The 26,382-nt window shown below is 73.5% G+C and carries 22 protein-coding genes; 4 read left to right on the top strand and 18 right to left on the bottom strand.

Features of this window, described 5'->3' with window-relative positions:
* Positions 1-106: 106 nt before the first annotated feature.
* The 5 genes from C8K30_RS07170 to C8K30_RS07150 all read right to left on the bottom strand — a co-directional run bounded on the left by C8K30_RS07170 (position 107) and on the right by C8K30_RS07150 (position 4,824).
* Positions 107-922: a glycosyltransferase family 2 protein gene (locus tag C8K30_RS07170; protein ID WP_199230385.1), complete on the bottom strand. Its 816-nt coding sequence runs from the start codon at positions 920-922 to the stop codon at positions 107-109.
* Positions 923-1,026: 104 nt separating this feature from the next.
* On the bottom strand, positions 1,027-1,968 hold the full coding sequence (locus tag C8K30_RS07165; RefSeq protein WP_108492201.1) for a glycosyltransferase family 2 protein: 942 nt from the start codon (positions 1,966-1,968) through the stop codon (positions 1,027-1,029).
* Complete coding sequence (locus C8K30_RS07160) at positions 1,968-2,621, bottom strand: polysaccharide deacetylase family protein (protein WP_108492200.1); 654 nt, start codon at positions 2,619-2,621, stop codon at positions 1,968-1,970. The genes C8K30_RS07165 and C8K30_RS07160 overlap by 1 nt, the downstream gene beginning before the upstream one ends.
* Before the next feature lie 50 nt (positions 2,622-2,671).
* The gene (locus C8K30_RS07155; protein ID WP_108492199.1) at positions 2,672-4,006 is read right to left on the bottom strand and encodes an O-antigen ligase; all 1,335 of its coding nucleotides are present in this window, start codon (positions 4,004-4,006) and stop codon (positions 2,672-2,674) included.
* Positions 4,003-4,824: a hypothetical protein gene (locus C8K30_RS07150; protein WP_132231255.1), complete on the bottom strand. Its 822-nt coding sequence runs from the start codon at positions 4,822-4,824 to the stop codon at positions 4,003-4,005. The genes C8K30_RS07155 and C8K30_RS07150 overlap by 4 nt, the downstream gene beginning before the upstream one ends.
* 124 nt (positions 4,825-4,948) lie before the next feature.
* Here C8K30_RS07150 and C8K30_RS07145 point away from each other — a divergent pair, with 124 nt between their 5' ends.
* Positions 4,949-5,653, top strand: coding sequence for a hypothetical protein (locus C8K30_RS07145; RefSeq protein WP_233257035.1), 705 nt, complete (start codon positions 4,949-4,951; stop codon positions 5,651-5,653).
* Between the two features lie 3 nt (positions 5,654-5,656).
* Here C8K30_RS07145 and C8K30_RS07140 read toward each other — a convergent pair whose 3' ends face one another.
* From C8K30_RS07140 to C8K30_RS07095, 10 genes are all read right to left on the bottom strand, one after another.
* Positions 5,657-6,874, bottom strand: coding sequence for a glycosyl transferase group 1 (locus C8K30_RS07140; protein ID WP_108492197.1), 1,218 nt, complete (start codon positions 6,872-6,874; stop codon positions 5,657-5,659).
* A gap of 16 nt (positions 6,875-6,890) precedes the next feature.
* On the bottom strand, positions 6,891-8,150 hold the full coding sequence (locus C8K30_RS07135; protein ID WP_108492196.1) for a glycosyltransferase: 1,260 nt from the start codon (positions 8,148-8,150) through the stop codon (positions 6,891-6,893).
* On the bottom strand, positions 8,147-9,328 hold the full coding sequence (locus C8K30_RS07130; RefSeq protein ID WP_108492195.1) for a DegT/DnrJ/EryC1/StrS aminotransferase family protein: 1,182 nt from the start codon (positions 9,326-9,328) through the stop codon (positions 8,147-8,149). Before C8K30_RS07130 ends, C8K30_RS07135 begins: the two co-directional genes overlap by 4 nt.
* The gene (locus C8K30_RS07125) at positions 9,325-10,812 is read right to left on the bottom strand and encodes an oligosaccharide flippase family protein (protein ID WP_158280953.1); all 1,488 of its coding nucleotides are present in this window, start codon (positions 10,810-10,812) and stop codon (positions 9,325-9,327) included. The genes C8K30_RS07130 and C8K30_RS07125 overlap by 4 nt, the downstream gene beginning before the upstream one ends.
* Positions 10,805-11,983, bottom strand: a complete 1,179-nt coding sequence (locus tag C8K30_RS07120) for a glycosyltransferase family 4 protein (protein WP_108492193.1) — start codon at positions 11,981-11,983, stop codon at positions 10,805-10,807. Before C8K30_RS07120 ends, C8K30_RS07125 begins: the two co-directional genes overlap by 8 nt.
* Entirely contained in the window at positions 11,980-12,660 is a 681-nt protein-coding gene (locus tag C8K30_RS07115; protein WP_108492192.1) for a NeuD/PglB/VioB family sugar acetyltransferase, read from the bottom strand. The genes C8K30_RS07120 and C8K30_RS07115 overlap by 4 nt, the downstream gene beginning before the upstream one ends.
* Before the next feature lies 1 nt (position 12,661).
* Positions 12,662-13,777 (bottom strand): DegT/DnrJ/EryC1/StrS aminotransferase family protein, encoded by a 1,116-nt coding sequence (locus C8K30_RS07110; RefSeq protein WP_108492568.1) that lies wholly within the window; start codon positions 13,775-13,777, stop codon positions 12,662-12,664.
* An 80-nt stretch (positions 13,778-13,857) separates the two neighbouring features.
* Positions 13,858-14,943 (bottom strand): dTDP-glucose 4,6-dehydratase, encoded by a 1,086-nt coding sequence (locus tag C8K30_RS07105; RefSeq protein ID WP_108492191.1) that lies wholly within the window; start codon positions 14,941-14,943, stop codon positions 13,858-13,860.
* Complete coding sequence (locus C8K30_RS07100; protein WP_108492190.1) at positions 14,940-16,055, bottom strand: Gfo/Idh/MocA family protein; 1,116 nt, start codon at positions 16,053-16,055, stop codon at positions 14,940-14,942. The genes C8K30_RS07105 and C8K30_RS07100 overlap by 4 nt, the downstream gene beginning before the upstream one ends.
* 189 nt (positions 16,056-16,244) lie before the next feature.
* Positions 16,245-17,465: a glycosyltransferase family 4 protein gene (locus tag C8K30_RS07095; protein ID WP_233257034.1), complete on the bottom strand. Its 1,221-nt coding sequence runs from the start codon at positions 17,463-17,465 to the stop codon at positions 16,245-16,247.
* 308 nt (positions 17,466-17,773) lie between these two features.
* Between C8K30_RS07095 and C8K30_RS07090 the strand changes: the two genes are divergently transcribed.
* The 3 genes from C8K30_RS07090 to C8K30_RS07080 all read left to right on the top strand — a co-directional run bounded on the left by C8K30_RS07090 (position 17,774) and on the right by C8K30_RS07080 (position 24,199).
* On the top strand, positions 17,774-20,491 hold the full coding sequence (locus C8K30_RS07090; protein WP_108492188.1) for a UvrD-helicase domain-containing protein: 2,718 nt from the start codon (positions 17,774-17,776) through the stop codon (positions 20,489-20,491).
* A 334-nt stretch (positions 20,492-20,825) separates the two neighbouring features.
* Positions 20,826-22,775, top strand: a complete 1,950-nt coding sequence (locus C8K30_RS07085; protein ID WP_108492187.1) for an acyltransferase family protein — start codon at positions 20,826-20,828, stop codon at positions 22,773-22,775.
* Between the two features lie 77 nt (positions 22,776-22,852).
* Positions 22,853-24,199: a hypothetical protein gene (locus tag C8K30_RS07080; protein ID WP_108492186.1), complete on the top strand. Its 1,347-nt coding sequence runs from the start codon at positions 22,853-22,855 to the stop codon at positions 24,197-24,199.
* Here C8K30_RS07080 and C8K30_RS07075 read toward each other — a convergent pair.
* Genes C8K30_RS07075 through C8K30_RS07065 form a run of 3 tightly spaced genes read right to left on the bottom strand, consistent with a single transcriptional unit; the run spans position 24,175 to position 26,335 of the window.
* A complete protein-coding gene (locus C8K30_RS07075; RefSeq protein ID WP_108492185.1) occupies positions 24,175-24,909 on the bottom strand; it encodes a hypothetical protein in 735 nt (244 codons plus the stop codon). The two genes, C8K30_RS07080 and C8K30_RS07075, sit on opposite strands and share 25 nt — an antisense overlap.
* Positions 24,906-25,526 (bottom strand): hypothetical protein, encoded by a 621-nt coding sequence (locus C8K30_RS07070; protein WP_108492184.1) that lies wholly within the window; start codon positions 25,524-25,526, stop codon positions 24,906-24,908. The genes C8K30_RS07075 and C8K30_RS07070 overlap by 4 nt, the downstream gene beginning before the upstream one ends.
* Entirely contained in the window at positions 25,523-26,335 is an 813-nt protein-coding gene (locus tag C8K30_RS07065) for a hypothetical protein (RefSeq protein ID WP_108492183.1), read from the bottom strand. The genes C8K30_RS07070 and C8K30_RS07065 overlap by 4 nt, the downstream gene beginning before the upstream one ends.
* Between the last annotated feature and the right edge of the window lie 47 nt (positions 26,336-26,382).

The raw sequence follows: 26,382 nt of genomic DNA, 5'->3' as shown, positions 1-26,382 counted from the left end.
TGTCGTTTCGGTTCGGCGGGTCCGACCGTCATCAACTTGCGGTTCGCGGTGATGGACAGGGACACGACGTTTAGGTTCGATGACGACCCGACGAGGTGACCACTGGTCACACCCGGGAGCTCGCGTCCCGCTCCCACGTGGTGAAGTCACCCTGGCGGACGGCGGTGCGGGCCCGGAACCGCCCGGCCAGCACGACGCCGAGGAAGAACGGGACCCGCAGCGCCAGCCCCGGCCGCTCTCGCACTACCAGCCAGAGGTCGCCGGGGGTCGTGCGCGCCTCGGGCGTGCGCAGGCCGGCCCGGTCCGCCTGGACGTTGCCGGTCGTCACGCGCGCACGGCGTCGGACGAGGTCACGCAGGGTGCGCGCCGGGTGCACGACGACCGCGACGTCGTCCACGATCGTGCGCTCGGCGGGCGCGAACGCCTCCGAGAGCACCAGGTCGTCGGCCATCATCTCGGGCAGCGCCCCGATCCGGCGCACGCCGTCCTCGGACATGGCCAGGACCCCGCGCCCGAACAGGCCCGAACGCACCGTCGGCAGTGCCTCCCACACGTCGTAGTACCAGCGGGCCGGAAGCGAGACCCCCGTGCGGGGCATGGTCCGCCGGGCGGCTGCGACGACCGCGCCACCCGGGCCGACGGCGGCCGCGAGCCGGGCCACGCCGTCGGCGGTGATCTCCACGTCGGCGTCGAGGTAGACCCGCGGGAACGCCTGGGCCACCTCGTCGGCGGCGCGCAGCGCGCGCGCCTTGGAGGGCTCGGGCAGGTCGAGCACCGTGACCGGGTACCGCGCGGCAACGGACGCAGTCCCGTCCGTGCACCCGTTGCACGCGACGACGACCTCCAGCTGCCCCGGGACGGCGCACAGGGCGTCGAGGAGGCGGCCGATCGTGCGTTCCTCGTCATGGGCCGGAACGATCACCGAGGCGACGGGCCGTCCGGGCGACGCCGGCTTCCCAGGCGATGCCGGCTCCCCGGACGATGCCGGTTCCCCGGGCGTTCCCGGCTCCCCTGACGCGAGGTGCCTCATCGCGGCAGCACCGCGTCGCTCGCGCCGAGCACCGCCGGGCGGAGGGCGGGGCGGACCAGCGCGCGCAGCGTGGGCCACGACGCGCGGTGGCCCAGGACGGCGCGGCGCAGCTCGATGAGCAGGGTTCCCGCGAAGTACACCCAGGCGGCCGGGGTCCCGCTGCGCCGTCGGACCAGCCGGACCCGGTTCAGCATCTGCATCGTGTGGGTCTCGTGGCTGGTGCCCGACCCGCCGCCGATGTGCATACCGCCGGCCAGCGGCGTGTACACGGTGGCCCAGCCCGCGTCCCGGGCCCGGAGCGCGAAGTCCGTCTCCTCCGAGTACAGGAAGTACGACTCGTCGAACCCGCCCAGCGTGTCGAAGCACTCCCGGGAGAGCAGCCAGATCGACCCGACCGCCCAGTCGACGGCGCGCTCGGCGGTGTAGGCGCGCGGGTCGTCGATCCGTTCGGCGAACCACGGGATGCGGGTGAAGCTCAGCCCGCCGACGCGAGCGACTGTCGGCGTGCGGCGCAGCGTCGGCGACAACCGACCGTCGGCCTCCCGCGTACGGGGCGCGACGATGCCGACGCCCGGCCGGCGCAGCACGCGCAGCATCCGGGGCACTGCCTCCGGGTCGAGCAGGGCGTCGGGGTTGAGCACCAGGATCGTCCCGGCCCGGGGTGCATGCCGCACTGCGCGGTTCATGCCGGCGCCGTACCCGTCGTTCACGCTCTCGACGACTGTGCAGTCGTCCCTGGCGCGCAGCAGCGCCACCGTCTCGTCCGTCGAGCCGTTGTCGACCACGACGGCCCGGTACGTGACGTCCCCGAACGCCGCGGGCAGGCTGTCCAGCAGGTCGCCGACGTGGCGTGCGCTGTTGTACGTGACGACGACGGCGGCGACCTCGGGGTCGGTGCCGAGGCCGCCGGGACCATCGACGGCACTCGGACCCGCCATCAGCGCAGCCCCTTGACGAACGTCCGCGCCGAGTCCGCGAGCCGCGCGGGATAACGGTCGCCGTGCTGGAGCCAGCCGCCGACGTCGTCGGCCGTGTCGCCGGAACGGAGGCTGAACCGGGCCTGTCGCCAGGTGCCCGGCCGGGCCAGTGCCCGGTCGCTGGTGTAGACGCGGGTGTAGCGCAGCCGGCGCAGCGCGGCCAGGGTCGCGCGGTCGTACCGGCCGAGCGGGCACGCCGCCGTGCTCACCGGCTCGCCCAGGACCTCCTCCAGCCAGCTGCGGGCGACCACGAGCTCCTCGTGCTGGTCCGCCTGGCTCAGCCTGCGCCAGACCCGGTGGTGCAGGCCGTGCGACCCGACGCCCATCCCGGCCAGGCGCAGCCGCCGTACGTCGGCGGCCGCCAGCGAGCCGGGGCGCCCGAGGCGGCCCGCGATGACGAAGAACTCGGCGACCCGCCCCCGGTCGACCAGCTCCGGCAGGGCCACCGTGACGTCGGAGTCGTTGCCGTCGTCGAAGGTCAGCCGCACGTCCGGACGGTCGGCGACCCGGTCCAGGACCCGACGGAACGTGTCGCCCCCGATCCAGTACGCAGCCTCCTCGGCCGGGACGCCGGCAGGTGGCGTTCCGATCCCGTGAAAGCAGAGATTGATCATTTCTTTATCGTGGACGACTACTCGCGGCCGGGGAATGCGGACGCGGGTGATTATCCGGGTGATTCCCGGGAAGCTGCCCTGAGCGTGTGGTCGCGCAGCGCGCCGGAGAGCCCGATCAGGAGGAACAGCGTGCCCATCGTCATCGGGAACGCGAAGGCGTCGAAGAACAACAGGCTGACGAATCCCGACGAGACCGATGCGGCCAGGGCCGTCGCGAGGCTGCGCGTCCGGTCGTCCTCGCTGGTCGACTGCACGTGCAGCAGGACGCGGAGCGTGGCCAGCCAGAGCCCGACGAACAGCGCCGTGCCCACCACGCCCACCGTCACCAGGAGCAGCAGGTACTGGTTGTCGAAGATCCGGTACGTGGGCAGGAACGTGCCCAGGCCGCGGCCGAACAGCGGGTCGCGGGCGATGAACTCGCCGGCGGCGTCGAACGAGCTGGTCCGGGAGGCGACGCTCGGGTCCTGGTCGGCGTCGGTGAACAGGCCGAGCATCGATGCCGCGAGCCCGGGCGCGGCGACGAGCATGGCGACGGTGCCCACCGCGCCGATGGCCAGCAGCGCCCGCCGCCGGGGGCCGGGCCAGCCGATGACGAGCACGGCGACGGCGATCGCGACCCCGACATAGGTGGAGCGGGACCCGGTCAGCGGGATCAGCACCAGCAGGGCCACGGCGGGCGCCCAGCGCAGGAGGCGGGGGCGTTCGGTGTGCTGGAACGCGACGTGCAGGGCCGGCGGCAGCAGCATCGCCACGAGCACGCCGTACTCGATCGGGTGGGTCGCCGTACCAGGGGGCCGGTACCTGCCGTTGCGCTCCGTGAACTCGAACGGGCCGGTAGGGGTCAGGCCGGGCACGGTGATCTGGTCCACGAAGAGCTCGCCGAGCGCGAACTGCGCGATGCCGAGCACCGCCAGCGCGCCGCCCGCCAGCGCCAGCCGCCACACGAGCACGTCGAGCCGCTCCGGCGAGGTGACCCCGTCGTGCGCCAGGAGCAGCGTGCCGGACCAGGCGAGCAGCGCCAGAAGGGCAACGTCCGCGGGGCTGATCTCGCCGGACACGATGGGCCGCGACATCGCGATGACGTACGTGACACCGGCGCTGAACACGAACGCGCCCAGCGCTATGCGGATCGAACGGGGCCGTCCAGGCGAGGTCCGGGTCGCGGCCACCCCCATGAGCACCCACAGCACCAGGCCCGCGAGCCCGAACACCATCGACGGCGCCCCTGCGCTGCCCAGCGGCTGGAACACCAGCCGGGACGGGACGGCGAACAGCAGCACCAGGTAGATCGACAGCCACGTGACCGCGTCGAACTGCACACCGCGCCGCACCCCGGCCCCCGGCGCGGCATGACGCACCGACACGGGCGGCCGGGCGTGCGTCACCGGGAGTCCGCGGTGGATGCCTTGGCCGGCGCGTCGTCCGGGTGGCGCTCGCGGGCGTCCGGGGGCGGGTTGCGCAACGGCGGGGTGGTGATCGGCGGGAACCGCACGGTCTGCACGGGGACCCGTTGCCCGACCTGCTGCCCGACCGGGGGCCCGACGGGCGGGCCGATGAGCGGCGGGCCGATGACCGGGGGACCGGTGACCGGAGCCTGCTTCCGTGCGCGGCGGCTGCGCCGGATCCCGTCGAGTCCCACGGCGGCGATGCCGGTGAGCACCAGGCCACCGCTCACCGCGGCGATGAGCAGGCGGACCATGTCGCTCGAGTCGGTCTTGGTCCGTTCGTCCTTCGCGAGCACCAGCGTGGACATGATGGAGCTCTTCGGGACGTCCACCTCGTCCTGGAGGCGCTGCAGCTCGACGGGTATCGACGCGGTGAGCTGGTCCAGCGTCTTGAGAGTGGCCTGCGGGGTCGCGTCCGTCACGTCGATGGCGATCACCGGCCCGCGCGTGGACTCCTCGATGGCGACCACGTACTCGGCGTCGGGCGACCCGGACGCGAACCTGTCGTGGGCGACGTCGCTCTCGTAGTACGCGACGACCACGCGGGCCGGGAGGTCGAGACCGCCGAGCGCCAGGAACGGGTTGCCGCCCTCGCCCACGAGCTGCTCGGAGGGCACCAGCACGACCAGGGCGCGCGCGGTGTACACAGGTGGGGACACGACGGTGACCCCCCAGGCCAGCGCCGCGGTCGCGAGCAGCCCGGTCACCAGTACCAACCACTGGCGGCCCAGAGCTGCGATCACGTCAAGGAATGACATTTGTTCACCCTTTCCGGGCGTATCACGCCGCGCTCGACAAAGGTATCGTGCCGAGGGCGGGAAAAGAATGAGTCGCGGAATTCCCGCGCAAATTTCGCCCGCTCCGAGAATTTCCGGAGGGCCGATGACGCTGTGGGATCTGGTCCGTCTGGCGCTGCGGCGCTGGCCCGTCCTGGTAGTGGGCGCCGTCGTGACGCTCGGCCTCGCCTACGCCACCACGCTGGACGACGGCGTCTACTTCAGCCGCACGCAGGTGGTCTTCCTGGCGCCGTCGAGCCAGGCCTACCCGAACGCGCTGCGCACCACCTCCGAGGACCTGATCATCACGGCCGGCGTGGTCGCCAAGGCGGTCGCCGGGCCCGGCAAGGTCACCAAGTACGCCTCCCCGGACGCGACGCTCGTCGGTGAGGGGGTACGCGACGGCTGGTCGGTCCGGCTGCCGGACACGGGCGGTCAGTGGGCCACCCACTTCGCCGAGCAGGTCCTGTACGTCGAGGTGGTGGCGGCCACCCCCGAGGAGGTCGCGGACCGGCAGAACGCGATAGTCGCGCGGATCGCCACCGAGCTGAGCCGGCTGCAGCGCGACGCCGGGGTGGCGCCCGTCAACCGCATCAGCGTGACGGTCGCCCCGGAGTCGACGGTCGTCCACCAGGTGCAGGGGTCGCGGGCCCGGAGCGTGGGGATGACCGGCGTGCTCGGCGTCTGCGCCACGTTCGCCGTCATGGTGCTGCTCGAGGCGCGCTCCCGGCGGCCGGGCCGCGCGCCCGACACCGAGTCCGACACCGCGCAGGCGACCGCACCGGACACCGAGCCGGCAAGAGCGGCCTGACCGTCACACCCGGGCTGTGCCACGGACCTCGTCCTCCACGATCCGGGCGACCAGCTCCTGCGCAGGAGCCCACGACCGGCCGACGACGCTCGCGGCGGCCTTCTCGGCGTACGTCGCGACGTCCGGTCGCTCGACGGCGGCGACGAGCTCGGCGGCGATGCCCGCCGCCGTCGGCTCGGCCCACGCGACGTACTGGTTGGACAGGTCCGCGCGGGCCAGCGGCGAGTCGTTGACGACGGGTACGACGCCGGCCGCGAGCATCTCCTCCGCCACGAGCGAGATGTTGGTGAACGACATCGCGATGCCCGCTGTGACGCGCCCGTAGAGGGTGTTGAGCTCCGCGGGCGTGAGGCGGCCGTGGAACGTCACCGGGACCGGCAGATCCGTCGGCTGCGAGCCGTAGACGTGGATCTCCTGGTCCGGGTGCGCGCGGTGAAAGCGCTCCAGCGCCAGGGCGGCCAGCAGGTAGCCCCGGCGGCCGACGTCGGGCTTCGCGTAGAGCACCACCCCGGACCGGGGCGTCTCCTCCCGGGGGAGGTGGTAGGTGCGGGTGTCGCACCCGAACGGGACGACGTCGCTGTCCTGCCCCAGCTCGGACCGGAGGCAGCCGGCCACCATGTCGCCGAGCGCGATGCGGCGGAACGGGAACCGGTACGTCATGGCCGCCAGCTCGTACTCCGACCCGCGCGGGTAGAAGTACGGCTCGTAGTCCTGCACGAAGTACAGCCGGTGGGCGGGCTTGCGGCAGTGGGCCAGGACGACGTGGGCGGACTCCCACGACGACGCCACCACCGCGTCGACGCCGCTGATGCCCGCGCGCGCGTCCCTGACCTCGGCGCGCACACCGGGCCAGCCGCTCCGCAGCTCCTCGGTCCGCTGGGCGATGTCCAGGCCGTGCCGGTCGTACAGGAACACGACGCACCGGTGTCCCCGCGCCTCGAGCCCCTCGACCATGCGGAACAGGGTGGTGTGCCCGCCCGAGCCCGCGGCGGGCGGGGACGTCACCCACCCCACGGTCAGCGGCCGGTCCACCAGCGTGGAGACCGGCACGGGCAGCGCGACCGGGACCCGGCCGGCGATGTCCGCGGCGTCGAGCTGGAAGCTCAGCGAGCGGGCGTCGGTGGCCCGGTAGGCGCGGGCGGCGGCGCGCTGCGCCACCCCGCGGACGCCCGCACGGCGCAGGCGGCGGATCTTCGCGGTAGCTCTGGTCAGCCGGTTCATCGGCAGGTCTCCTCGGTCACAGGCCGGACGTAGCCCAGCGCAGGTACATCAGCTCGGTGCGGGCGCGGCGGGCCACCCGGCGGGCGACGGCGCCCGGTCCGGGTCGGCGGCCCTGCCCGGCGCGGTCCGCCCGCTCCCTCTGCCTCGCCCGCTTGACGACGCGCGCGGTCAACGGCCACGAGCGGGACGGCGGCCAGACGTCGGCCGCAAGCGCCAGATAGACCGCTGCCGAGTGGTCCCCGGACGAGCTGCTCGAGGGCGGCTCCCGCCGGTCGGCGGCCGCCGCCGCGTACCGCAGCGCGTCCCGGGCCAGCGCGGCGCGCGCCCGGTCGTGCAGCGCTCGCGCGTCGGGGAGCCGGTCGCCGACGTTGGCGAACAGCCGGTCGTACGCGTCCGCGCGCGCCCGCAGGTCCAGCAGCGCGCCGGACCCCTCGTTCACGCTCAGGCTGCCCGCGTGCTCGCGGTGCAGCGCCTGGTCGGCGCCGCCCACGTAGGCGACGTCGCCGACGGCGGCGAGCCGCAGCCACATCTCCACGTCCATCGTGAACCGCAGCCGCGGGTCCAGCGGCCCGACGTCCTTGAGCAGGTCGGCGCGCATGACCACCTCGGGGGAGGTGATGCAGCTGACGCCGGTCCGGCACCGCTCGGCCAGCCACTCGCGCCCGTCCCAGACGGTCCAGGTCAGGTCGCCGAGCGCCGGCTCCGGCGTCGTCCCGTCGTCGAAGTGGTGCGGGTGGCCGTAGACCAGCCCGACCTCCGGGTGCTGCTCCAGCACTGCCGCCGCGCGCGCGAGCGCGCCGGGCGGCAGCAGGTCGTCAGCGTCCAGCCGCACGACGAGCTCGCCCGTGCTGCGCTCCCAGCCCCGGTTGAAGGACTCGACCTGGCCCGCGTTCCGCGGGTTCGCGACGACGTGCACGCCCGGGTGCCGGGCGGCCAGCTCACGTGCCACGACCAGGCTGTCGTCGGTCGAGGCGTCGTCGACGATGATCACCTCGACGTCAACGCCCGCCTGGGTGACGAGGCTGCCGACGGTCTGCGGCAGGAACCGGCCGTAGTTGAAGCACGGCACCACCACCGAGACGCGAGGCCGGGACTCCGGGGCCGACGGCGGCCGCCGTCGGACCACGCGCGCGGGCAGCGGGGACCGGACGCCCCGGCCGAGCACCTGGACGAGCCGGCCCGCGCCCGGCCTGCCCGTCGTCCTACCGCCTGTCGCGTGCCGGTCCACCCAGCCGCGCCACGCGGCGGCCGCCCGGTCGAGCGCCCCGGTGCTCATCCCGCCACCGCCCGGCGTGCGGGCCGTCCGGTGACGGCGTCCCGCAGCACGCCGACGACGCGCTCCTGCTGGGCCCCGGTGAGGCCCGGGAACATCGGCAGCGAGAGGATCTGGTCGGTGTGCGCCTCGGCCCGCGGGGCGGTGCCGGGGCCGAAGCCCAGGTGAGCCGTCGCGGGCAGCAGGTGGATCGGGGCCGGGTAGTGGATGCCGTGCCCGATCCCGGCGGCCCCGAGCGCCTCCGACACCGCCGCCCGGTCCGGCACCCGCACCACGTACAGGTGCCACACGTGCGCGGCCCCCGGCAGCTCGCGCGGCGCCACGACCTCGGGGACGTCCCCGAGCGCGTCCGCGAGGAGGGCCGCGTACCGGGCCGCGGCGGCCGACCGCTGCGCGTTCCAGGCGTCGAGCCTGGTCAGCTTCACGGACAGGACGGCGGCCTGCAGCGCGTCCAGGCGCGAGTTGGCCCCGACCTCCAGGTGCTCGTACCGGTTGACGCCGCCGTGGTTGCGCAGGCGGCGCGCCCGCTCGGCGACGTCGTCGACGGACGTCAGCACCGCGCCGCCGTCGCCGAACGCGCCCAGGTTCTTGCCCGGGTAGAAGCTCGTGGCGGCGACGTCGCCCGCCCCGCCCGAGCGGAACCCGTCCCGGCTCGCGCCCTGGGACTGGGCCGCGTCCTCGACGAGGAGGACGTCGGGGCCCACCACCTCGCGCAGCCGCGCCACAGGCGCCATCTGCCCGTACAGGTGGACGGCGACGACCGCTCGGGTGCGCGCCGTGAGCCGGCCCGCGACGTCCCGCGGGTCCAGCAGGAAGTCGTCGTCGACGTCGGCGGGCACCAGCGTGGCGCCGGACCGCAGGACCGCCTCCGCCGTCGCGAAGAACGTGTTGGCCGGGACGATCACCTCGTCGCCCGGGCCGATCCCCGCCGCCTGGAAGGCGATCTCCAGGGCATCCGTCCCGTTGCCGACGCCGACGGCGTGCCGCGCCCCGGAGTAGGCGGCGAACTCGCGCTCGAACTGCTCGACGTCGGGTCCGAGCACGAACCCGGACGTGCGCAGGATCCGGTCCCAGCGCTCGCGGACGTCGTGGGTGACCTCGTCGGTCTGTGCCTGCAGGTCCACGAAGGGCACCGGCTGCCGCAGAGGCGCCGGGGGAGTCGTGGTCACGGTCTCGGTCATCGGGACGTTCCTCTCGGTAGGTCAGCGGGAACGGCGGGTGCCGGCTGTTCGTCGTCCGGCCCGTCGAGGGTGGTGCGGGCGGCGCGCCAGCGCGGCAGCACCCACGCGAGCGTTGCGGCGAGGTAGACGACGAGGGTGGTCGCGCCGCCGAGGAGGCCGCCCAGCAGCGGGTCGCCGACCCGGCCCGCGATGGCCATACCCGCGACGACGGCGCCCGCCGCGGCGAGCCCGGGCACGGCGAGCGCGCGGGCCAGGGCGCCGACCTCGTCCCGCGACCGGCGGAGCAGCACGAGGTAGGCCGGGATCAGCACGGCGATCGCCACGACTGCCTGCGCCACGCCGACGCCCGTGCTCCCGCCGGCCCGGGCGCCCACCACTACCGCGGGGACCAGGGCCACCAGCCAGACGATCTGCACCACGAGGACGCCCCGCGACCGGCCGAGCGCGTACAGGTAGCCGGCCAGGACGTCCGCGACGACCCGCACCGCGCCGACCACGGCGAGCGGCACCAGGATCTGCGCGGCCGGCTCCCAGCGGGACCCGTAGACCAGCACGACCACCGGGTGAGCCAGCGCGGCGAGCATCGCCGCCGCCCCGGCGACGGCCCACCACACCGGCCCGAGCAGCGGGACGAGCGCCGCCCGGGCGCGCTCGCGGACCTGGGAGAAGGCGGGCAGCGTCACCGACCGCAGCGCCTGGCCCACCAGGGTCATGGGCCACATCGAGATGTTCGCGGCCAGCACGTAGTAGCCCAGCTCGACGGCGCCGGCGGTGTTGCCGAGCACCACGCGGTCGACCGACAGCAGCACCCAGGACAGCAGGTTCGCCGCCGCGACGGGCAGGCCGAACGCCAGCACGGACCGCGCGACCGTCCGGTCCCAGGAGAACCGCAGCCACGTCCGCGTGAGCCAGAACTGCATGGCGACGCCGCACGCCTGGCCGGCCACCCGGCCCACGGCCAGGCCGATCAATCCGTGGCCGAGCGCCGCCAGGACGAGGGTCACCGCGGCGCCCACGCCGAAGTCGACGGCGTTGGAGCGGAACAGCCCGCGCTGGTCGAGCCGCCGCTGGAGGGTGGCGAACGGGACCACGCCCAGCCCCGCGAGCAGGAACGTCACGGAGAGGATCGCTATCGGCCCGGCCGCGCCGGAGCCGCCCATCGCCGTCGCGAGCGCGGGGGCGGACAACGCGGCGGCCACGGTGAGGAAGCCCCCGGTCACCACACCGAGCACCGCCACCGGACCGGTGCGGCGCGCGAAGTCGGGGCTGCGGACCAGGTCGGCGCTCAGGCCGAGGTCCGCCACGGCCATGACGACGCTCTGCACCGTCAGGGCGATCGCGTACAGGCCGAACTCCTCCGGCGACACGATACGGGCGATGACGATCCCCAGGCCCAGGTTCCCCAGCCGCACCACCAGGGTGCCGGTGGTGCTCCAGCGGAGGGCACGCGCGACCTGACCGCTCAGGGTCGACACGTCAGCCACGAGGTCGCCTCTCCCGCAACCGGCCGCGCACGGTGTCCCGTACGACGACGGCGGCCGTCCGGCCGAGGGACAGGGCCGAGCGGCGGCCGTCCACAGCGGCGTCGCGGTAGATCTGCTCCAGCTGCCCGGCCGACGCCGCCAGCGAGAAGCGGTCGGCGACGAGCCGCTGACCGAACGTGCCGAGGGTCGCGCGCAGGCCGGGCCGGCGGACCAGCGGCTCCAGCGCGTCCGCCAGCGCCGCCACGCCCCGGCCGTCGGACCCGTACCAGCCCTGTTCGAGGAACCTCGGGAGGCTCTCCTCGTCGAGGCGGCGCCAGAAGCCGCGCTCGCCCTGGACCACCACCGGCTTCCCGAACGCCATCCCCTTGAGCGCGGAGCTGCCCATCCCCAGCACGACGTCGGCGGCGTCGTAGGCGGGGCGCGGGTCGTCCAGGGCACCCGCCACGACGACCGCGCGCCGCCCGACCGCGGCGTTGATCGCCTCGGCGCGCGCCGCGACGTCGTCGGACCGCGGGCCGTCGCCCACGACGAGCAGGCACAGCGCGCTGCTCCAGCCGCCGCGCTCGACCAGGGCCATCGCCTCGAGGACGCCGGCGGTCTTGTCGAGGTCGTCGGTGAGGCGGCAGACCACGGCGAGGACGACGTCGTCGGGGCGGAATCCCCACCGTGCCCGCACGGCGGTGCCGCCGGCGCTCCGCGGGAAGTTCGTGGTCGTGTCGACCGGCGGCTCCATGAGCCGCACGTTCCGGTAGATCGTGGCTGCCTCCTGCTCGAGCCGGCGGGTGCCCACGATCAGCGGCAGGTGCCGCGGGATGTAGCCGGAGACGTACATCGACAGGGTCGTCACGACGGCCGGGGTGCCCAGCAGCATGTGCGGGCCGAGCGCGACGTCGATCGCGGGGCCCCACTCGTAGGCGTGCACGACGTCGGCGCGCAGGCGGCGCACTGCCGAGACCGCGTGCGCCATGTTCTTGGGCGACGGCCAGACCAGGTGGGTCGGGAGCGTCACCATGTCCAGCCCGAACCGGCGCGCGACGTCCCACATGGCGCCACCGGGGGGCGCGAGGACGACGACGTCGTGCCCGCGGGCCGCCGTCTCGCGGGCGAGCTCCAGGGCGTTGAGCTGGCTGCCGCCGATCTCCATGTGGTGCACGTACACGACGACCTTCATCGTGGGCTCCTCGTGGCGGGCTTCCGGGCTTCGGGCTCAGCTGCGGCAGGCTTCGAAGCGATCCGGCGGGCCGGCACGCCCGCCCAGGTCTCGCCGTCCGGCACGTCGGTGAGCACCACCGCGCCCATGCCCACGGTGGCGCCGGCGCCGATCCGCACGCCCGGGTGCACCGCTGCGTTCATCCCGAGGTACGCGGCCCGGCCGACCCGCACGCCCCCACCGAGCGACACCCCGGCGGCGAGCGTGGCGAAGTCGGCCACCACGCAGTCATGGGTCACCGTCACGCCGGGCATCGCGACCACGTGCGCGCCGAGCAGCGCGTCGGCGGTGATCGTGACGCCGGCCAGCAGGATCGACCCGACGCCGACGGGGCACCCTGCGGGATTGCGTACCGACGGGTCCACCACCGTCGCGAACCGCGTCCCGGGATCGAGCCGCTCGTGCACGGCGGCGCGGGCCCCGCTCGGTCCGATGCACAGCAGCAGGAGCGCGCGGGAGTGGGCCGCGGCGGAGGCCACCGGGCCTAGTACCGGCACCCCGCCGATCACGGGCGCCAGGTCGGCGTGCCGGTCGTCGAGGATGCCGCGCACGTCGTACCCGGCGGTGATGGGCAGCACCTCCCGGGCCAGCCCGCTCGCGCCGACCAGCAGCAGCGACCCGCCCCCTGTCGCCGCCACGTCATAGCCCCCCGTGGTCGCGGAGCACCTGGACCACGCGGTCCAGCTCGGCGTCCGTCATCTGGTGGAACAGGGGCAGGATCAGCGTGCTGCTCGTGAGCCGCTCGGTCACCGGCAGCGGGACGTGGTCCCGGCCGGCGTGCGCCGGCTGCCGGTGCGCCGCCATGATGCCGCGCCGTGCGGAGATCCCTGCCGAGGCGAGCGCCAGGAGCAGCCCCTCCCGGTCCGTCCCGTACGAGGGCAGCACCTCCAGCCACAGCGACTGCACGTTGCTCGTGCCCCAGGCGGGGTCCTCGACGAGGCGCAGTCCGGGCACGCCGGCCAGCTCGTCGCGGTAGCGGGCGGCGAGCTGCCGCCGTCGGGCGACGATCTCGGGGAGGCGGCCGAGCTGCACCAGGCCGACGGCGGCCTGGAGGTCCGTCATGCGGAAGTTGAACCCGACCTCGCCGTACTCCTCCGGCGGCGACACGAGGGAGGCGTGCCGGTCCGCGGCCGAGACGCTCATCGCGTGCTCCCGCAGGCGTCGCGCGCGGGCTGCCCACTCCGGGCGGCTCGTGGTGAGCATCCCGCCCTCGCCGGTGGTGAGGATCTTGCGGGGGTGGAAGGACCAGGCGGTGATCTCGGCGCCCGCGCCGACCGGGCGGCCGTGATAGGTCGATCCGGCGCCGCACGCGGCGTCCTCGATCACCACTATGCCGAGCGGGTCGCACAGCGCGCGGATCGGGGCGAGGTCCACGGGCATGCCTGCCTGGTCCACCGCGATGACCGCGCGCGTGGCGGGTGTGAGGGCCGCTGCCACCGTCTCGGCGGTGATGTTGCCGGTGGCGAGGTCGACGTCCGCGAACACCGGCCACGCGCCCACGTACGTCGGGGCGTTCGCCGTGGCGACGAAGGAGAAGGACGGCACGACGACGTCGTCCCCCGGGCGGATGCCCGCGACGACCAGGGCGAGGTGCAGCGCCGTCGTGCAGCTCGACGTCGCGACCGCGCGGCGCGTCCGCATCGCGTCGGCGAACGCGGTCTCGAACGCCGCGACGCGGGGGCCCTGGGCGACCCAGCCGGACTCGATCACCTCGGTCACCGCCGCGATCTCGGCCGCGCCGAGCCACGGCTTCATGACGTCCACGCGGTGTTCGTCCGCGCGAGGTTCGTCCGCGCGGAGTCCGTCCGCGCGGTGCAGGCCGGTCTCCGAGGTGGTCATACGACCACCCCCGCGCCTGCGGTCGCGCCTGACGTCGCGTCCGCCGTCGTGCCCGACGGCGCCACCCAGTTGCGGTCCTCGATCCGGTCGAGCATCGCCTCCGGGCTCTCCGGCCGGCCGCGGAACCAGTCGACCAGCTCGGCGACGCCCTGCTCGAAGGTCGTCCGGGGCGTGAACCCGGTCAGCTCGCGGACCAGGGTGTTGTCCACGAGCAGGCGGCGCACGTCGCCGGGCCGGGCCTCCAGGCGTACCGGGTCGAGGTCGGGCCGGCCGGCGAGGCGGGCGACGGTGGTCACCAGTTCGTTGATGGTCAGCTCGGCACCCGAGCCGACGTTGACGGTGCGGCCGACGGCGGCGTCGCACTCCGCGATCTCGGCCAGGCCTCGCGCCGTGTCGGTGACGTGCAGGAAGTCGCGCGTCTGCTCGCCGTCGCCGTAGACGAAGGCGGGCAGGCCGCACAGGGCGCGCACGATCGTGCGGGGCAGCACCTCGCCGCTGTCGCCCTCGAAGTGGCTGCGCGGGCCGTAGGTGTTGAACGGCCGCACGACGACCACCGGCATGCCGTGGGTGCGGAACGCGGCCCGCGCGTAGGCCTCACCGGCGAGCTTCGACCCGCCGTAGACCGTCTCCGGCCAGGTCGGGTGCTTCTCGTCCATGGGTGCGTACTGCGCGGTGCCGAACACCTCGCTCGAGCTCACGTGGACGAACCGGCCCACGCCCGCGGCGCGCGCCCGTTCGAGCAGCTCCAGCGTCGCGGTCGCGTTGACCTCGTGGTTCTCGCGCGGGTCGTGCAGGCTGTGCCGCACCCCGAGGCAGGCCAGGTGGAAGACGACGTCCGCCCCGTCGACCAGGTCCAGCGCGGTCTCGCTCCGGACGTCCTCGGCGACGAGCCGGACCCGCGCGTCGCCCGCGCCGTCGTCGGGCAGGTGGTGTGCCAGGTTCTCCCGCCGCCCGTTGACCAGGGAGTCGACGACGGTGACCGTCGCGGCACCCCTGCGCTGCACCAGCTCGTCCACGAGATGGCTGCCGATGAACCCCGCGCCGCCCGTGACCAGGACGTTCGCCCCGCGCAGCGTGCTCATGCCGCACCGCTTCCCGCGAGCTTGCCGGTCAGCTCCCGCGGGATTGCCGCGCCGGCTCCCACCGGGGACACGTCGGCTCCCAGCGGGGAGAGGCCGCCGCCCGTGGCGAGGCTGCGGTCGGCGGCCTCCAGCACGTCGAGGACACGAACTCCAGCGGTGCCGTCGGTCAGGGGCGCGCGCTCCCCGCGGATCGCCGCGGCCAGCTCGCTCACCATGGACCCGAGCGCCTCGCGCTCCTCCAGCGCGGGCGACCAGGTGTCGCCGAGGCGGTAGGAGATCGCCGCCGCCCGGCGTTCCAGGCTGTCGAACGCCTGGGTCTCGAGGTCGACGCCGCGGTCGTAGACGCTGATGCGCTGCTGGGGGTTCAGGTCGTCCCACACGAGCGTGCGGCGCGACCCCCCGATGGTCATCCGCCGCACCTTGGTGGGGCTGAGCCAGTTCACGTGCACGCTCGCCACCGCGCCGCCCGGAAGGCGCAGCACCAGGTACCCGACGCTGGACTTGCCCGCGCCGATCGGGTCGGCGCCGTGGGCGGCCACCGACTCCGGCCGCAGCCCGTCCGGCAGCACGAAGTCGATGACCGACAGGTCGTGCGGCGCCAGGTCCCAGAACACGTCGACGTCGGGCTGGACCAGGCCGAGGTTGATCCGCACCGAGTCGATGTACAGGATCTCGCCCAGGTCGCCGTTCGCCACGAGCTCGCGGATCTTCCGGGCAGCGGGCGTGTAGCAGTAGGTGTGGTCGGTCATCAGCACCAGGCCCCTGGCCCGCGCCTCGGCGACCATCTCCTGCGCGGCCGCCGCATGGTCGGCGATCGGCTTCTCGACGACCACGTGCTTGCCGGCCCGCAGCGCGGCCAGGGCTATCGCGTGGTGCGTCCGGGCGGGGGTGGCGATGGCCACGGCGTCGATGTCGTCCCGGTCGAGCAGCGTGGCCAGCGACGTCTCGACGTCGGCCCGGCCGTTCGCGCGGGCGACCCGGGCCGCACGGTCCGCGTCGAGGTCGCACACGGCGGCCAGCTCCCACTGCTCCGACCCGGCGAAGTTGCGCGCCAGGTTCGGGCCCCAGTAGCCGGCGCCCACGACTGCCGCCCGCAGGCATTTCTGGTCCATGCTGCCTTCTTCCGGTTGTCAGCTCGGATCGGCCCGTGTACTTCCCTTTCGGGCTCCGATCAATGTACGTCGCGCCTCAACGGCAAACTGGCTGATGCGTTGCTATTCACCCTGCGGTCGAACTCAATTCACCCGTGGGGTGAAAAACAATGCACGAGGGGCTGGATGAAATTCGGCGGCCAGCACCTGTCAGAGCTTCTCGGGTAATGCATCGGCGCGGCCCGTGAGGCGGTCGAACACGCCCACGTAGGTCTCGGCCTGACGGCGCCAGGACAGCTCGCCGACGATCCGCGCGCGCCCGATGCGGCCCATCTCGCGGGCGCGGTCCGGGTCGTCGAGGATCTCGAGGATCGCGTCGCCCAGCGCGGCGGGATCGGTCCCGGCCACGTACCGCCCGGCGTCGCCCGCGCTGCGCTGGGTCTCGGTCAGGTCCGTCGCCACGACGGGCAGCTCGTGCGCCATGTACTCGAGCGTCTTGTTCATGGTGGAGCGGTCGTTGAACTCGTTGGGCGGGTCGGGCGTGACCCCCAGGTCCGCGCTGGACAGCCACCGGCCGATCGCCACGTGGTCCACCTTCCCGGTGAACTGGACCCAGGGGTCCAGACCGCGACGCGTGCAGTCCGCGCGCAGGTCCTCCAGCGCGTCCCCGAACCCCAGCAGCGCGAAGCGCACGTCGGTGCGCCCGCAGTGGTGCACCACGTGCTCGGCGGCGGCGAGCAGCCGGTCGACGCCGTCCTGCGTGCCCATGATCCCGACGTAGGCCACGAGGTGCTTCGCCTGGTCACGGGCACCGGGTTCCAGATCACCGCGCCGCATGCGGCCGGCGTCGGGGGTGCTCATCACTACCGAGCTGCGGCGCGGATCGACACGCCCGCGGCCCTGCGCGATCTGCTGGTAGGAGCCGTTGGTGGAGATCACGTGGTCCGCGCTGCGGTACGTCGCGCGCTCCAGCAGCAGCAGCGCCCGGTACAGCAGGCCCCGCCGGCCGAACTTCGCGATGTACACCTCGGGGCACAGGTCGTGCTGGTCGTAGACGAAGCGCACGCCGCGCCGCAGCCGCCACAGCACGGCGAGCAGCCAGTACGTGTCGGGCGGGTTGCACGCCTGGATCACCTGGAACGGGGCGTCGCGGTGCACGCGCCCCGAGGCACGCGCCGTGCGCCACCAGCACACGACGAACTCGCGTACGTAGCCCGCCAGGCCGCGCGACTCCGGTGGGGGCGCGTAGGAGTGGACGGTGGTCTCGTCGATCTGGAACCGGGCCGGTTCGTCCGGGTTCTCCTGCGGGCAGACGACGCTCACCCGGTAGCCGGCGTCCGTCAGGGCGCGGCACTCGGACCGCACCCTGCGGTCGATCCGGAACGGCAGGTTCTGGATGATCACCAGAACGTGTGGGGCGGCGGAATGCATGATGGAAGTGTTGCTTCCGGAACTGCCCGGTAGAAACCCGTCGAGCGGGTGAACACGGGGTTTCACCCGAGGCGATATTCCGGCCCCCGGACCGTAAATCACCCGAGCGTCACCCTGTTTCCGGGTGATATTTATTCGCCCAGTCCACGCGTGCGGAAAGATGCCCTGGGAAACGTATCCCCGATATTTCATCCAGTCTTTCGTGAGGCATTTCATCCACGGTCTTGTGCGGCACTGCCGGTTGTGGCCCGCCGGTCGCCCGCGTGGCCCGGCGATCGTGTCAGTGGTGGCACCTAGGCTTAGGGGCGATGACTTCCCTCTTCGACAGCCTCTCCCTGCCCGGCCTCGACCCCGCGTCGCCCGGCACCATGTCGCGCCTGCCGAGCACGGCGCCGCGGTGGGACGACGAGACGGGCGACGGCGACCCGGGCGAGGCGGCTCTTCCCGCCGAGCCCGACTGGCTGGCGGGCCTGCCGCACGAGTCCGAGGCGCCGCGCGCCCGCGGCGCCTACGCGCACCTCGACCCGGACGAGCTGCTGGACGGGCTGAACCCGCAGCAGCGGGCCGCCGTAGTGCACGAGGGCGGGCAGCTGCTCATCGTGGCCGGTGCCGGGTCGGGCAAGACGCGCGTGCTGACGCACCGCATCGCGTATCTGCTGGCCACGGGCCGGGCACGGGCAGGCGAGATCCTCGCGATCACGTTCACCAACAAGGCTGCTGCCGAGATGCGCGAGCGTGTCGAGGGCCTGGTGGGCCCGGCCGCGAACCGCATGTGGGTGTCCACGTTCCACTCGGCGTGCGTGCGGATCCTGCGCCGCGAGGCCACGACGCTTGGGCTGCGGTCGAGCTTCAGTATCTACGACGCCGCGGACAGCCAGCGCCTCATCACGCTGGTGACGCGCGAGCTCAACCTCGACCCCAAGAAGTACCCGGCGCGCGGGCTGTCGAACAAGATCAGCGACCTGAAGAACGAGCTGATCGACCCCGAGACCTATGCCCGGCAGACCGGGGCGAACGCCACGGAGGAGGCGCTCGCCGAGGCCGCGTCGACGGCGGCCGGCGGCATCCGCCGGCCGTGGGGCGGGCAGTCGGCGGAGGAGCGCAACACGACGGCGCCGAAGTTCGACCAGGTCCTGGCCGACGTCTACACCCGCTACCAGGTGCGTCTCGCGCAGGCGAACGCCCTGGACTTCGACGACATCATCATGACCACGGTGAACCTGCTCCAGGCGTTCCCGAACGTCGCCGAGCACTACCGCCGCCGGTTCCGGCACATCATGGTGGACGAGTACCAGGACACCAACCACGCGCAGTACACGCTGGTCCGGGAGCTGGCGGGGGTCGGCACCTCCGACGACTCCGGGCTGGACCCGGCCGAGCTCACCGTCGTGGGCGACTCCGACCAGTCCATCTACGCCTTCCGCGGCGCCACGATCCGCAACATCCTCGAGTTCGAGAAGGACTACCCGAACGCCACCACGATCCTGCTGGAGCAGAACTACCGCTCCACGCAGAACATCCTGAGCGCCGCCAACGCGGTGATCTCCCGCAACGCCGGCCGCACGCCCAAGCGCCTGTGGACCGACTCGGGGGCCGGCGCCAAGATCGTGGGCTACGTGGCGGACGACGAGCACCAGGAAGCCCGGTTCGTCGCCGACGAGATCGACAAGCTGGGCGACGCCGAGAGCGTGCGCCCGGGCGACGTCGCGATCTTCTACCGGACCAACGCGCAGTCGCGCGCGCTCGAGGAGGTGCTGGTCCGCGTCGGCCTGCCGTACAAGGTGGTCGGCGGCACGCGGTTCTACGAGCGACGCGAGGTCAAGGACGCCGTCGCCTACCTGCGCGCGCTGGCCAACGAGGACGACGACGTGAACCTGCGCCGTGTCCTCAACGTGCCCAAGCGCGGTCTCGGGGACCGCGCGGAGTCCCTCGTGGCGACGTTCGCCGAGCGGGAGCGCATCTCGTTCGGTGCTGCCCTGGAGCGCGCCGACGAGATCCCCGGCATGACCAACCGCTCGCTCAAGCCGCTGCTCGCCTTCCGCGACATGATGCGGGAGCTGCGCGCCCTGGTCGACCAGGGCGCGAGGCCCGCCGAGGTCCTGGGCGCGGTCCTCGACCGCACCGGCTACCTCGCGGAGCTGCGCGCGAGCGAGGACCCGCAGGACGAGGGGCGGGTCGAGAACCTGGCCGAGCTGCACGCGGTCGCCGCCGACTTCGGCGAGACCGATCCCGAGGGCTCGCTGACGGACTTCCTGGAGCGGGTCTCGCTGGTCGCGGACAGCGACCAGATCCCCGACGAGGACGTGGCCGACGGGGCCGCGGAGGAGGCGCCCAAGAAGGACCAGGGCGTCGTCACCCTCATGACCCTGCACACCGCCAAGGGTCTGGAGTTCCCGGTCGTCTTCCTCACCGGCATGGAAGACGGCACGTTCCCCCACATGCGCTCGCTGCACGACGACGACGAGCTCGCCGAGGAACGCCGGCTCGCCTACGTGGGCATCACCCGGGCGCGCGAGCGGCTGTACGTCACGCGGTCGTCGGTACGGGCGGCCTTCGGCATGGCGAACGAGTTCCCGGAGAGCCGGTTCCTCCAGGAGGTTCCCGAGGAGCTGTGGGACTGGCGGCGCCGGGAGTCGTCGACGGCGGCGATCCGCGCCGGCCGGGGCGGCTGGAGCGGCGGTTACGGGTCAGGAGGCTACGGCTCCGGCGGACGCGGCTCGGGCACGGGCTCGACGTGGTCCCAGGGCCGGTCGGGGACCTCGCGCACGGGCACGGCGCCGTCGTCGGGCAGCGGGCAGAGCAAACCGTTCGCGCCGGAGAAGAAGGCGGGCGCGAAGGGCGGGTTCGGTGGGATCAACGTCCAGAAGGACGTCCCGAACCTCGAGATCGGCGACCGCGTCACGCACGACTCCTACGGGCTCGGCACGGTCGTGGACGTCGAGGCCAACGCCGTCGTCAAGATCGACTTCGGCACCAACGGCACCAAGCGCATCGCCCTGAAGTACACGGCGATCACGAAGCTCTGACGGGACCGTCCCCGGAGCAATGACCGGACCTGTCCAGGGAACCGCTGCCCACCCGCGACGCCGAGCCGCAAGTTAGCCGTCGACCCCGCGAGCCTTGCGGCGCCGAACCGCACGTTGGTAGTGGGTTGGTGGGCCGAGCCGCAAGGTGTGCGTCTATGCGAGTGCCGATGGACGTGTTCGTCGCGGCTCGGCGCCCTGGGGTGGCTGGATGGACGGGCAGGTTGCGGTTCGGCGGCCGGAGGCGGAGCGATGGACGGGCAAGTTGCGGTTCGGTGGGGGCTGACTTCACATTTCGGGCTTCTTCGCCTCGGCGAGGTTCGGTACCGTCCGCCCTATGGTCCTGACTGACGACGCCCGGCTCGCCCCGGTCGTCGGAGCAGCCGAAGCACCGGTCCCTGTCCCGGAGCCGGGTTCGGCGATCGCGCACGGCCCACGGATCCCGGGTCTCGACGGGCTGCGCGCGGTCGCCGTGCTCGCCGTCGTGGCGTTCCACCTCGCTCCCGCCTGGGTCCCGGGTGGGTTTCTCGGCGTCGACGTGTTCTTCGTGATCAGCGGGTTCCTCATCACCACGCTGCTGCTGCGCGAGGTCGCGAGCACGAGCTGGATCCGGCTGCCGAGGTTCTGGGTACGGAGGGCGCGTCGCCTCCTGCCCGCGCTCGTGCTGGTGCAGGTCGTGAGCATCCCGGTGGCGCGGCTGGTCGAGCCGGACCTCACCGTCGGGATCGGGCGCCAGCTGCTGGGCGCGCTGACGTTCAGCACCAACTGGGTCGAGATCGCGGCGGGCACCGACTACTTCGACGAGTCCCAGCCGGAGCTGCTGCGCATCCTGTGGTCGCTCGCGATCGAGGAGCAGTTCTACCTGGCCTGGCCGGTGCTGCTGGTGGTCGTGCTGATCGCCGTGCGCTCGGCGGCCTGGCGGGTGCGGTTGGTCGCGGCCGCGGCGCTCGTGTCCGTGCTGGCCATGACGCTCCTTTTCATGCCGATGCACGGCACGGGCGTGGACCCGACCCGCGTCTACTACGGCACCGACACCCATGCGTTCGGGCTCCTGCTGGGCGCGGCTCTGACGCTGCGCTGGGCCAAGGCCTCGCCCGTGCTGCAGGGCGTGCGGGCCCGCGTGGTGCCGCCGCTTGCGCTGGCCGGGCTGGTCGCGCTGTTCGTGCTGCTGCGCAGCGACTCGCCGCTCACCTACCCGCTCGGGCTGCTGGCCGCGTCCCTGCTGGCCCTCGCCCTGGTCCTGGCGTGCGACGCGGCACGCACCGAGCCCACCTGGTTCACTGCCGCGCTGGAGACGCGTGTCCTGCGCTGGGTGGGGGAGCGGTCGTACGGGATCTACCTGTGGCACTGGCCGGTCGCCTGCATCGTCACGGCGGCCGTGGGGGCGCAGCCGGGCACCGTGTGGTGGGGTGTCGGCACCGGCCTCACGGTGCTGCTCACCGTGGTGCTCGCGGCGGCGTCCTACCGGTGGGTGGAGACGCCGGTGCGGCGCCTCGGGTTCCGCGGCGCGGGCCGGGCGCTGCTCGCCGCGGTGCGCACCACCGCCGTCGTGCCCAAGGGGGCCGTGGTGGTAGCGGTGCTCGCCCTGGTCGGGACGGGGGCGGCGGTCACGTCGGCCCCGAGCCGGACGGCGACCGAGCTCGCCATCGCCGCCGGGGTCCAGGCCGCGGCAGGGCAGGCGGCGGCGCAGGCCGCCGCCGGACCGAACACCGCGACCCCCGCGGCCGACGGCGCCGGCGAAGCCGCCCCGACGTCGCGCGCCGGCGGGCCGGCGTCGGACCGCCTGCCCTTCGGGGCGCGGCAGGGCGCCCAGGTCTCTGCCTTCGGCGACTCCGTGCTGGCGGCCGCCGCGCCGGCGATCCTCGCCCGCTACCCGCGCGCCCAGGTCGAGGGCGTGGTGAGCACGGACTGGCTCGACGCCGAGCGGATGATCCGCACGGCCAAGCGCGAGGGCCGCCTGCGCCAGACGGTGCTGCTGAACTTCGGCACCAACGCGGGCTTCCAGCTCGAGGGCTCGGCCGCCGCCGCGCGGCACGTGCTCGACATGATCGGGCCCGACCGCCGCGTGGTGCTCGTCAACAGCGTCGGGATCAGCTACTGGGTGCCGGACGCGAACAAGACCCTCGACCAGGTCGCCGCGGGCCGCGAGAACGTCGCGGTCGCCGACTGGCACACACTGGTCGACGAGCACCCCGGCCTGCTGCACGCCGACGCCACGCACCCGAACCTGGACGGCGTCGAGGCCTACACCGACCTGGTCGAGGAGTCGTTCGCGGCGCTGGAGTGACTCTGCAGTGACGCAGGGGTACGCCGGAATGACACGGCTTGGCGCACCCTGCCCGCTTTAGGCCACTATGTGTCGCCATGAGGATCCTGGTCTCCGCAGGTCGCCTGTTCGTGGCGCACTGGCCCGCGCTCCTGACGCTCGGCCTGCTCGGCGTCGCCGTCCGGAACGGCGCGATGTGGGGCGCGGTCGAGCTGAGCCAGTGGAACTCGTTCGTGGCGCAGCTCCTGCTGATCCTGAGCCCGCTCGGGTACCTCGTGCCGGTGGTCGGGATGCTGTGGGTCTGCCGGCACAGCCTGCCGAGCCTGGGCGGCGCCGGCCTCGGCCGCCGGGAGCGCGCGGCGCAGGCGGCGATCCCCGGCATGCTGCCCACCCGCCGGGCCCCGATGATGCCCTCGGAGCGGCGCGAGCGTCGCCTCATCGACATCGCGCTGTCCGTGCTGGTGCCGTTCCTGGTGGTCTACGAGGTCGAGGGCCTCATGGACGCCGACCAGATGAGGTTCACCAACGAGGCGGCGGCCGACGAGCTGTTCAACGACCTGTTCAGCGCGGAGGGCGTCGACTTCATGTCCCGCCTCGGCGTCTGGTCCGGCTGGACCGTCGTTGCCATCGTGGCCGGGGCCTTCGTGCTGCGCTGGTTGCTCGGCCGGCTCGAGGGCAAGCTCCAGTTCCTCGGCATCGCGGTGCTCGGCGGCTGCCTGGAGATCTACTGGACCAGCCAGGTCGCCAAGCAGGTCGAGTCCATCGAGCTGGGGCTCTGGCAGATCGCCGCCGACCGGGAGCTCGTGGCGGCCGCCGTCGGCACCGTCGGCGCGGCGCAGGAGAGCGTGGGGGAGGCCGGCAACGACGCCGCGACCTTCGTGGCCGACGGCTTCGTCACCGTCCTCGAGTCGCTCGACGTCGTCCTCGTCGCGCCCCTGGCCTGGCTCGCCATCGGCGCCGTGGTGCTGGGGCACAAGCTCATGGAGCCGCCGTCGAGCGAGCACCACTGGCTCGACCGGATGACCTGGATCCCCGCCGGGCTGCGGTCGCTCCTGGAGTCGCTCACCGAGGACCTGCGCGCCCGCTTCTCCGCCCTCTGGAACGGGCTGAAGATGATCGTGCACGGCGGCCTCGGCCCCATGCTGGTCTTCTGCCTCGGCTACCTCGTGGTCATGCGGGCCCCGCACGCCGTCGGCTGGCTCGTGCGGGCCGTCACCGGACCCGTCGAGACCAACGCCTGGCTCGCGTTCAGCCCGTTCGAGGCGGCAGCAGGGCTCGTGGTGTCCCTGGCGCTCGCGGCCGCGCTGATCGCGGCGACGGTCGAGGTGCTGGTCGAGCGCGGCCTCGCGGTCCGCGAGCTGGACGACGACGCCACCCCTGTGGCCGGGAACCGCGCGGTCCCGGCCCCGGTCCCCGCTCGTCAGGGCAGCTCGACCGTGAGGTAGTCCGGGCCGCCGAACGACAGCCGCGCCTCGGTGATCGTCGCGTCGGGGTCCACCAGCACGAACGAGCTCACGTCCCACTCGGGCTGCTCGCTCACGAACCCCTCCGCGTCCGGCAGGGAGCACCGGTTGGAGTTGCCCAACACGTCCGGCGACGACTCCCCGTACCGCGTGCCGTCGTCGGCCACGAGGGCGATCTGGCACAGCGAGAGGTCGGTCTGCGGCTCGGCCGCGAAGTGCAGCCGCACCTCGTACGCCACCGACCCCTCGGGGATCGGCACGGGCAGGCCATAGGTCGGTTCGGGCAGCTCGTCCACCTGCTCGACGCCGGTCACCGTCGCGTCGAGCTCGCGCACCACCCAGGTGTCCGCGCGCTCCGGCACGTCGTACCCCATGTCGAAGTACTCGTCCTCCAGGTGCGCCGTCTCGCCCAGCGCGACCCGCTGGGACTCGTAGTGCAGGCCGTCCGGCCACCAGTAGGCCCACACCCGGAACGACGACGCCCCCGTGGCCACCACGAGCGCGAGCGGCAGCAGCACCAGCCAGACGGCGTTGCGCCGCCACCAGCCCCGGGGCCGCCCGGCCCGCGGGACGTCGGGCGGTACGGAACCGGGCAGCAGGCCCGGCCGCAGGCTCGGCGCCCCGCCCGCCGGGACGCCCGGTCCGGGGTAGGGGCCCTGCCCCGGCACGGCCGGGGTCACCAGCGTCGTCATCCCGCACTACCTTCCGCACTGGCCGGGGCGTAGCCCGGCGCCTCCGTCTGCACCGTGTCGGTCGCCGCCCACAGCTCCTTCGCCTGCTGGGCGGAGATGCCCAGGTCGACGACGCCGGCGGCGTCGCGCCGCTGCTCGGCGTAGTCCTCGGTCTGGCCGCCGCGCGCGAGCCGCACCGTCGCCCCCGCGAGCGCGTCCTGCGGCACCTCGAAGCAGTAGGTGATGCGCCATGCGTAGCCCGGCTGGGCGTTGGTGGACCTGGAGCACTCGGCCTGGTCGGTGGGCCAGAACGTGCGGCCCTCGGCGTCGGTGATCTCTGCGCCGGCGAACAGGGTCGCGCCCTGGGTGGCCCGCCAGGTCACGTCCACGACGACGAACGTCCCGTTCGCCACGGCGGTCTCCGAGAAGCTCTCCACGGTGTCGGCGACGCGCACGTCGGTCACCGTGAGGTCCGCGTAGGTCAGGTCGAGCGTCTCGCCGACCGCGCCCTCGACGACGAACGGCGTCTCCACAACGGTCTCCTGCGGCACGGCGGTGACGAGCGCGCAGCCCGCGACCACCCCGCCGACGACCAGGGCCGAACCCTGCCACGTGATGCGGCGCCGTCCGTGCCTCACGCCTGATCCTCCTCGGTGCTCATGCCCCGGTTGTCCTTGACCCGGATCGGACCCTCGAAGGCGACGTCCGCGGGCAGCCAGTACCCGTTGTCGAGCGTCAGCCGGCTCTCCTCGATCCAGGACAGCTCCAGCATCTTCAGCGGGATCTCGTCGCCTTCCCACTCGCCGCTCTGCTCCCAGATCAGCGCGATCTGGTAGGTCACGCCCGGGTTGAGCACGCCGGTGCTGGTCGCGTCCTTGACGTTCAGGATGTTCGCGGACGGCAGCTCGGGCTCCTCGGCCTCGTCGCTGCCGGCGGACGGGTCGGCGCTCGGTTCGGCCGCCGGGTCCGTGGAGGTTGCGGCGCCGCCGTCGGCCCCGGGCTCGGTGCCCGTGCCCGGGTCGGTGCCCAGGTCCGTGTCGAGCCCGGCGAACGGATCCGCCGCCACGATGCCGACGCCCTCGGGGGCGGGGACTGCGCTGCCGAGCGTCGCGCTCAGCTCGGGCACGTCGCTGGTGTTCACGACGTCCGCCACCACGGCGAGCATGTGGTTCCCCGGCGCGGGCGCGAGGTAGCCGAGCTCGTCGGCCATCACGGCCCGCAGCACCGTGACGTCGAACGGGCCCACCTCGATCGCCGTCCCCGCCACGATCGGGTCGGCCTGCGCCTCGACCTTGTTCCACGCCCCGAACGGGGAGACGGCCACGAGGGCGGCGACGACGCCGGCGCCGACGCGCTGCATCGTCGACATGTCGTCGGCGACGGCCGAGACGACGCGGCGGCCGACCCGGAACGCGATGTCGGGTCCGCCGGTACGGGCATGCTTCATGGCGCACGATCGTAGCGGTGCATCCCGGACCAACCGGGCGAAAGTCC

It is taken from the genome of Promicromonospora sp. AC04 (genome assembly GCF_003058225.1).
Classification (GTDB): Bacteria; Actinomycetota; Actinomycetes; order Actinomycetales; family Cellulomonadaceae; genus Promicromonospora.
The sequence above is the reverse complement of the archived record's forward strand: the minus strand, read 5'-3'. Positions and strand labels throughout refer to the sequence as shown.

Excerpts from the sequence above, each read along its gene's own strand:
- C8K30_RS07120 (WP_108492193.1), bottom strand. The coding sequence starts at position 11,983 with ATGAAGGTCGTCGTGTACGTGCACCACATGGAGATCGGCGGCAGCCAG.
- C8K30_RS07150 (WP_132231255.1), bottom strand. The coding sequence starts at position 4,824 with ATGTCATTCCTTGACGTGATCGCAGCTCTGGGCCGCCAGTGGTTGGTA.
- C8K30_RS07160 (WP_108492200.1), bottom strand. The coding sequence starts at position 2,621 with ATGATCAATCTCTGCTTTCACGGGATCGGAACGCCACCTGCCGGCGTC.
- C8K30_RS07090 (WP_108492188.1), top strand. The coding sequence starts at position 17,774 with ATGACTTCCCTCTTCGACAGCCTCTCCCTGCCCGGCCTCGACCCCGCG.
- C8K30_RS07105 (WP_108492191.1), bottom strand. The coding sequence starts at position 14,943 with ATGAGCACGCTGCGCGGGGCGAACGTCCTGGTCACGGGCGGCGCGGGG.
- C8K30_RS07080 (WP_108492186.1), top strand. The coding sequence starts at position 22,853 with ATGAGGATCCTGGTCTCCGCAGGTCGCCTGTTCGTGGCGCACTGGCCC.
- C8K30_RS07065 (WP_108492183.1), bottom strand. The coding sequence starts at position 26,335 with ATGAAGCATGCCCGTACCGGCGGACCCGACATCGCGTTCCGGGTCGGC.
- C8K30_RS07145 (WP_233257035.1), top strand. The coding sequence starts at position 4,949 with ATGACGCTGTGGGATCTGGTCCGTCTGGCGCTGCGGCGCTGGCCCGTC.
- C8K30_RS07135 (WP_108492196.1), bottom strand. The coding sequence starts at position 8,150 with ATGAGCACCGGGGCGCTCGACCGGGCGGCCGCCGCGTGGCGCGGCTGG.
- C8K30_RS07085 (WP_108492187.1), top strand. The coding sequence starts at position 20,826 with ATGGTCCTGACTGACGACGCCCGGCTCGCCCCGGTCGTCGGAGCAGCC.
- C8K30_RS07075 (WP_108492185.1), bottom strand. The coding sequence starts at position 24,909 with ATGACGACGCTGGTGACCCCGGCCGTGCCGGGGCAGGGCCCCTACCCC.
- C8K30_RS07165 (WP_108492201.1), bottom strand. The coding sequence starts at position 1,968 with ATGGCGGGTCCGAGTGCCGTCGATGGTCCCGGCGGCCTCGGCACCGAC.
- C8K30_RS07110 (WP_108492568.1), bottom strand. The coding sequence starts at position 13,777 with ATGAAGCCGTGGCTCGGCGCGGCCGAGATCGCGGCGGTGACCGAGGTG.
- C8K30_RS07130 (WP_108492195.1), bottom strand. The coding sequence starts at position 9,328 with ATGACCGAGACCGTGACCACGACTCCCCCGGCGCCTCTGCGGCAGCCG.
- C8K30_RS07095 (WP_233257034.1), bottom strand. The coding sequence starts at position 17,465 with ATGCATTCCGCCGCCCCACACGTTCTGGTGATCATCCAGAACCTGCCG.
- C8K30_RS07140 (WP_108492197.1), bottom strand. The coding sequence starts at position 6,874 with ATGAACCGGCTGACCAGAGCTACCGCGAAGATCCGCCGCCTGCGCCGT.
- C8K30_RS07100 (WP_108492190.1), bottom strand. The coding sequence starts at position 16,055 with ATGGACCAGAAATGCCTGCGGGCGGCAGTCGTGGGCGCCGGCTACTGG.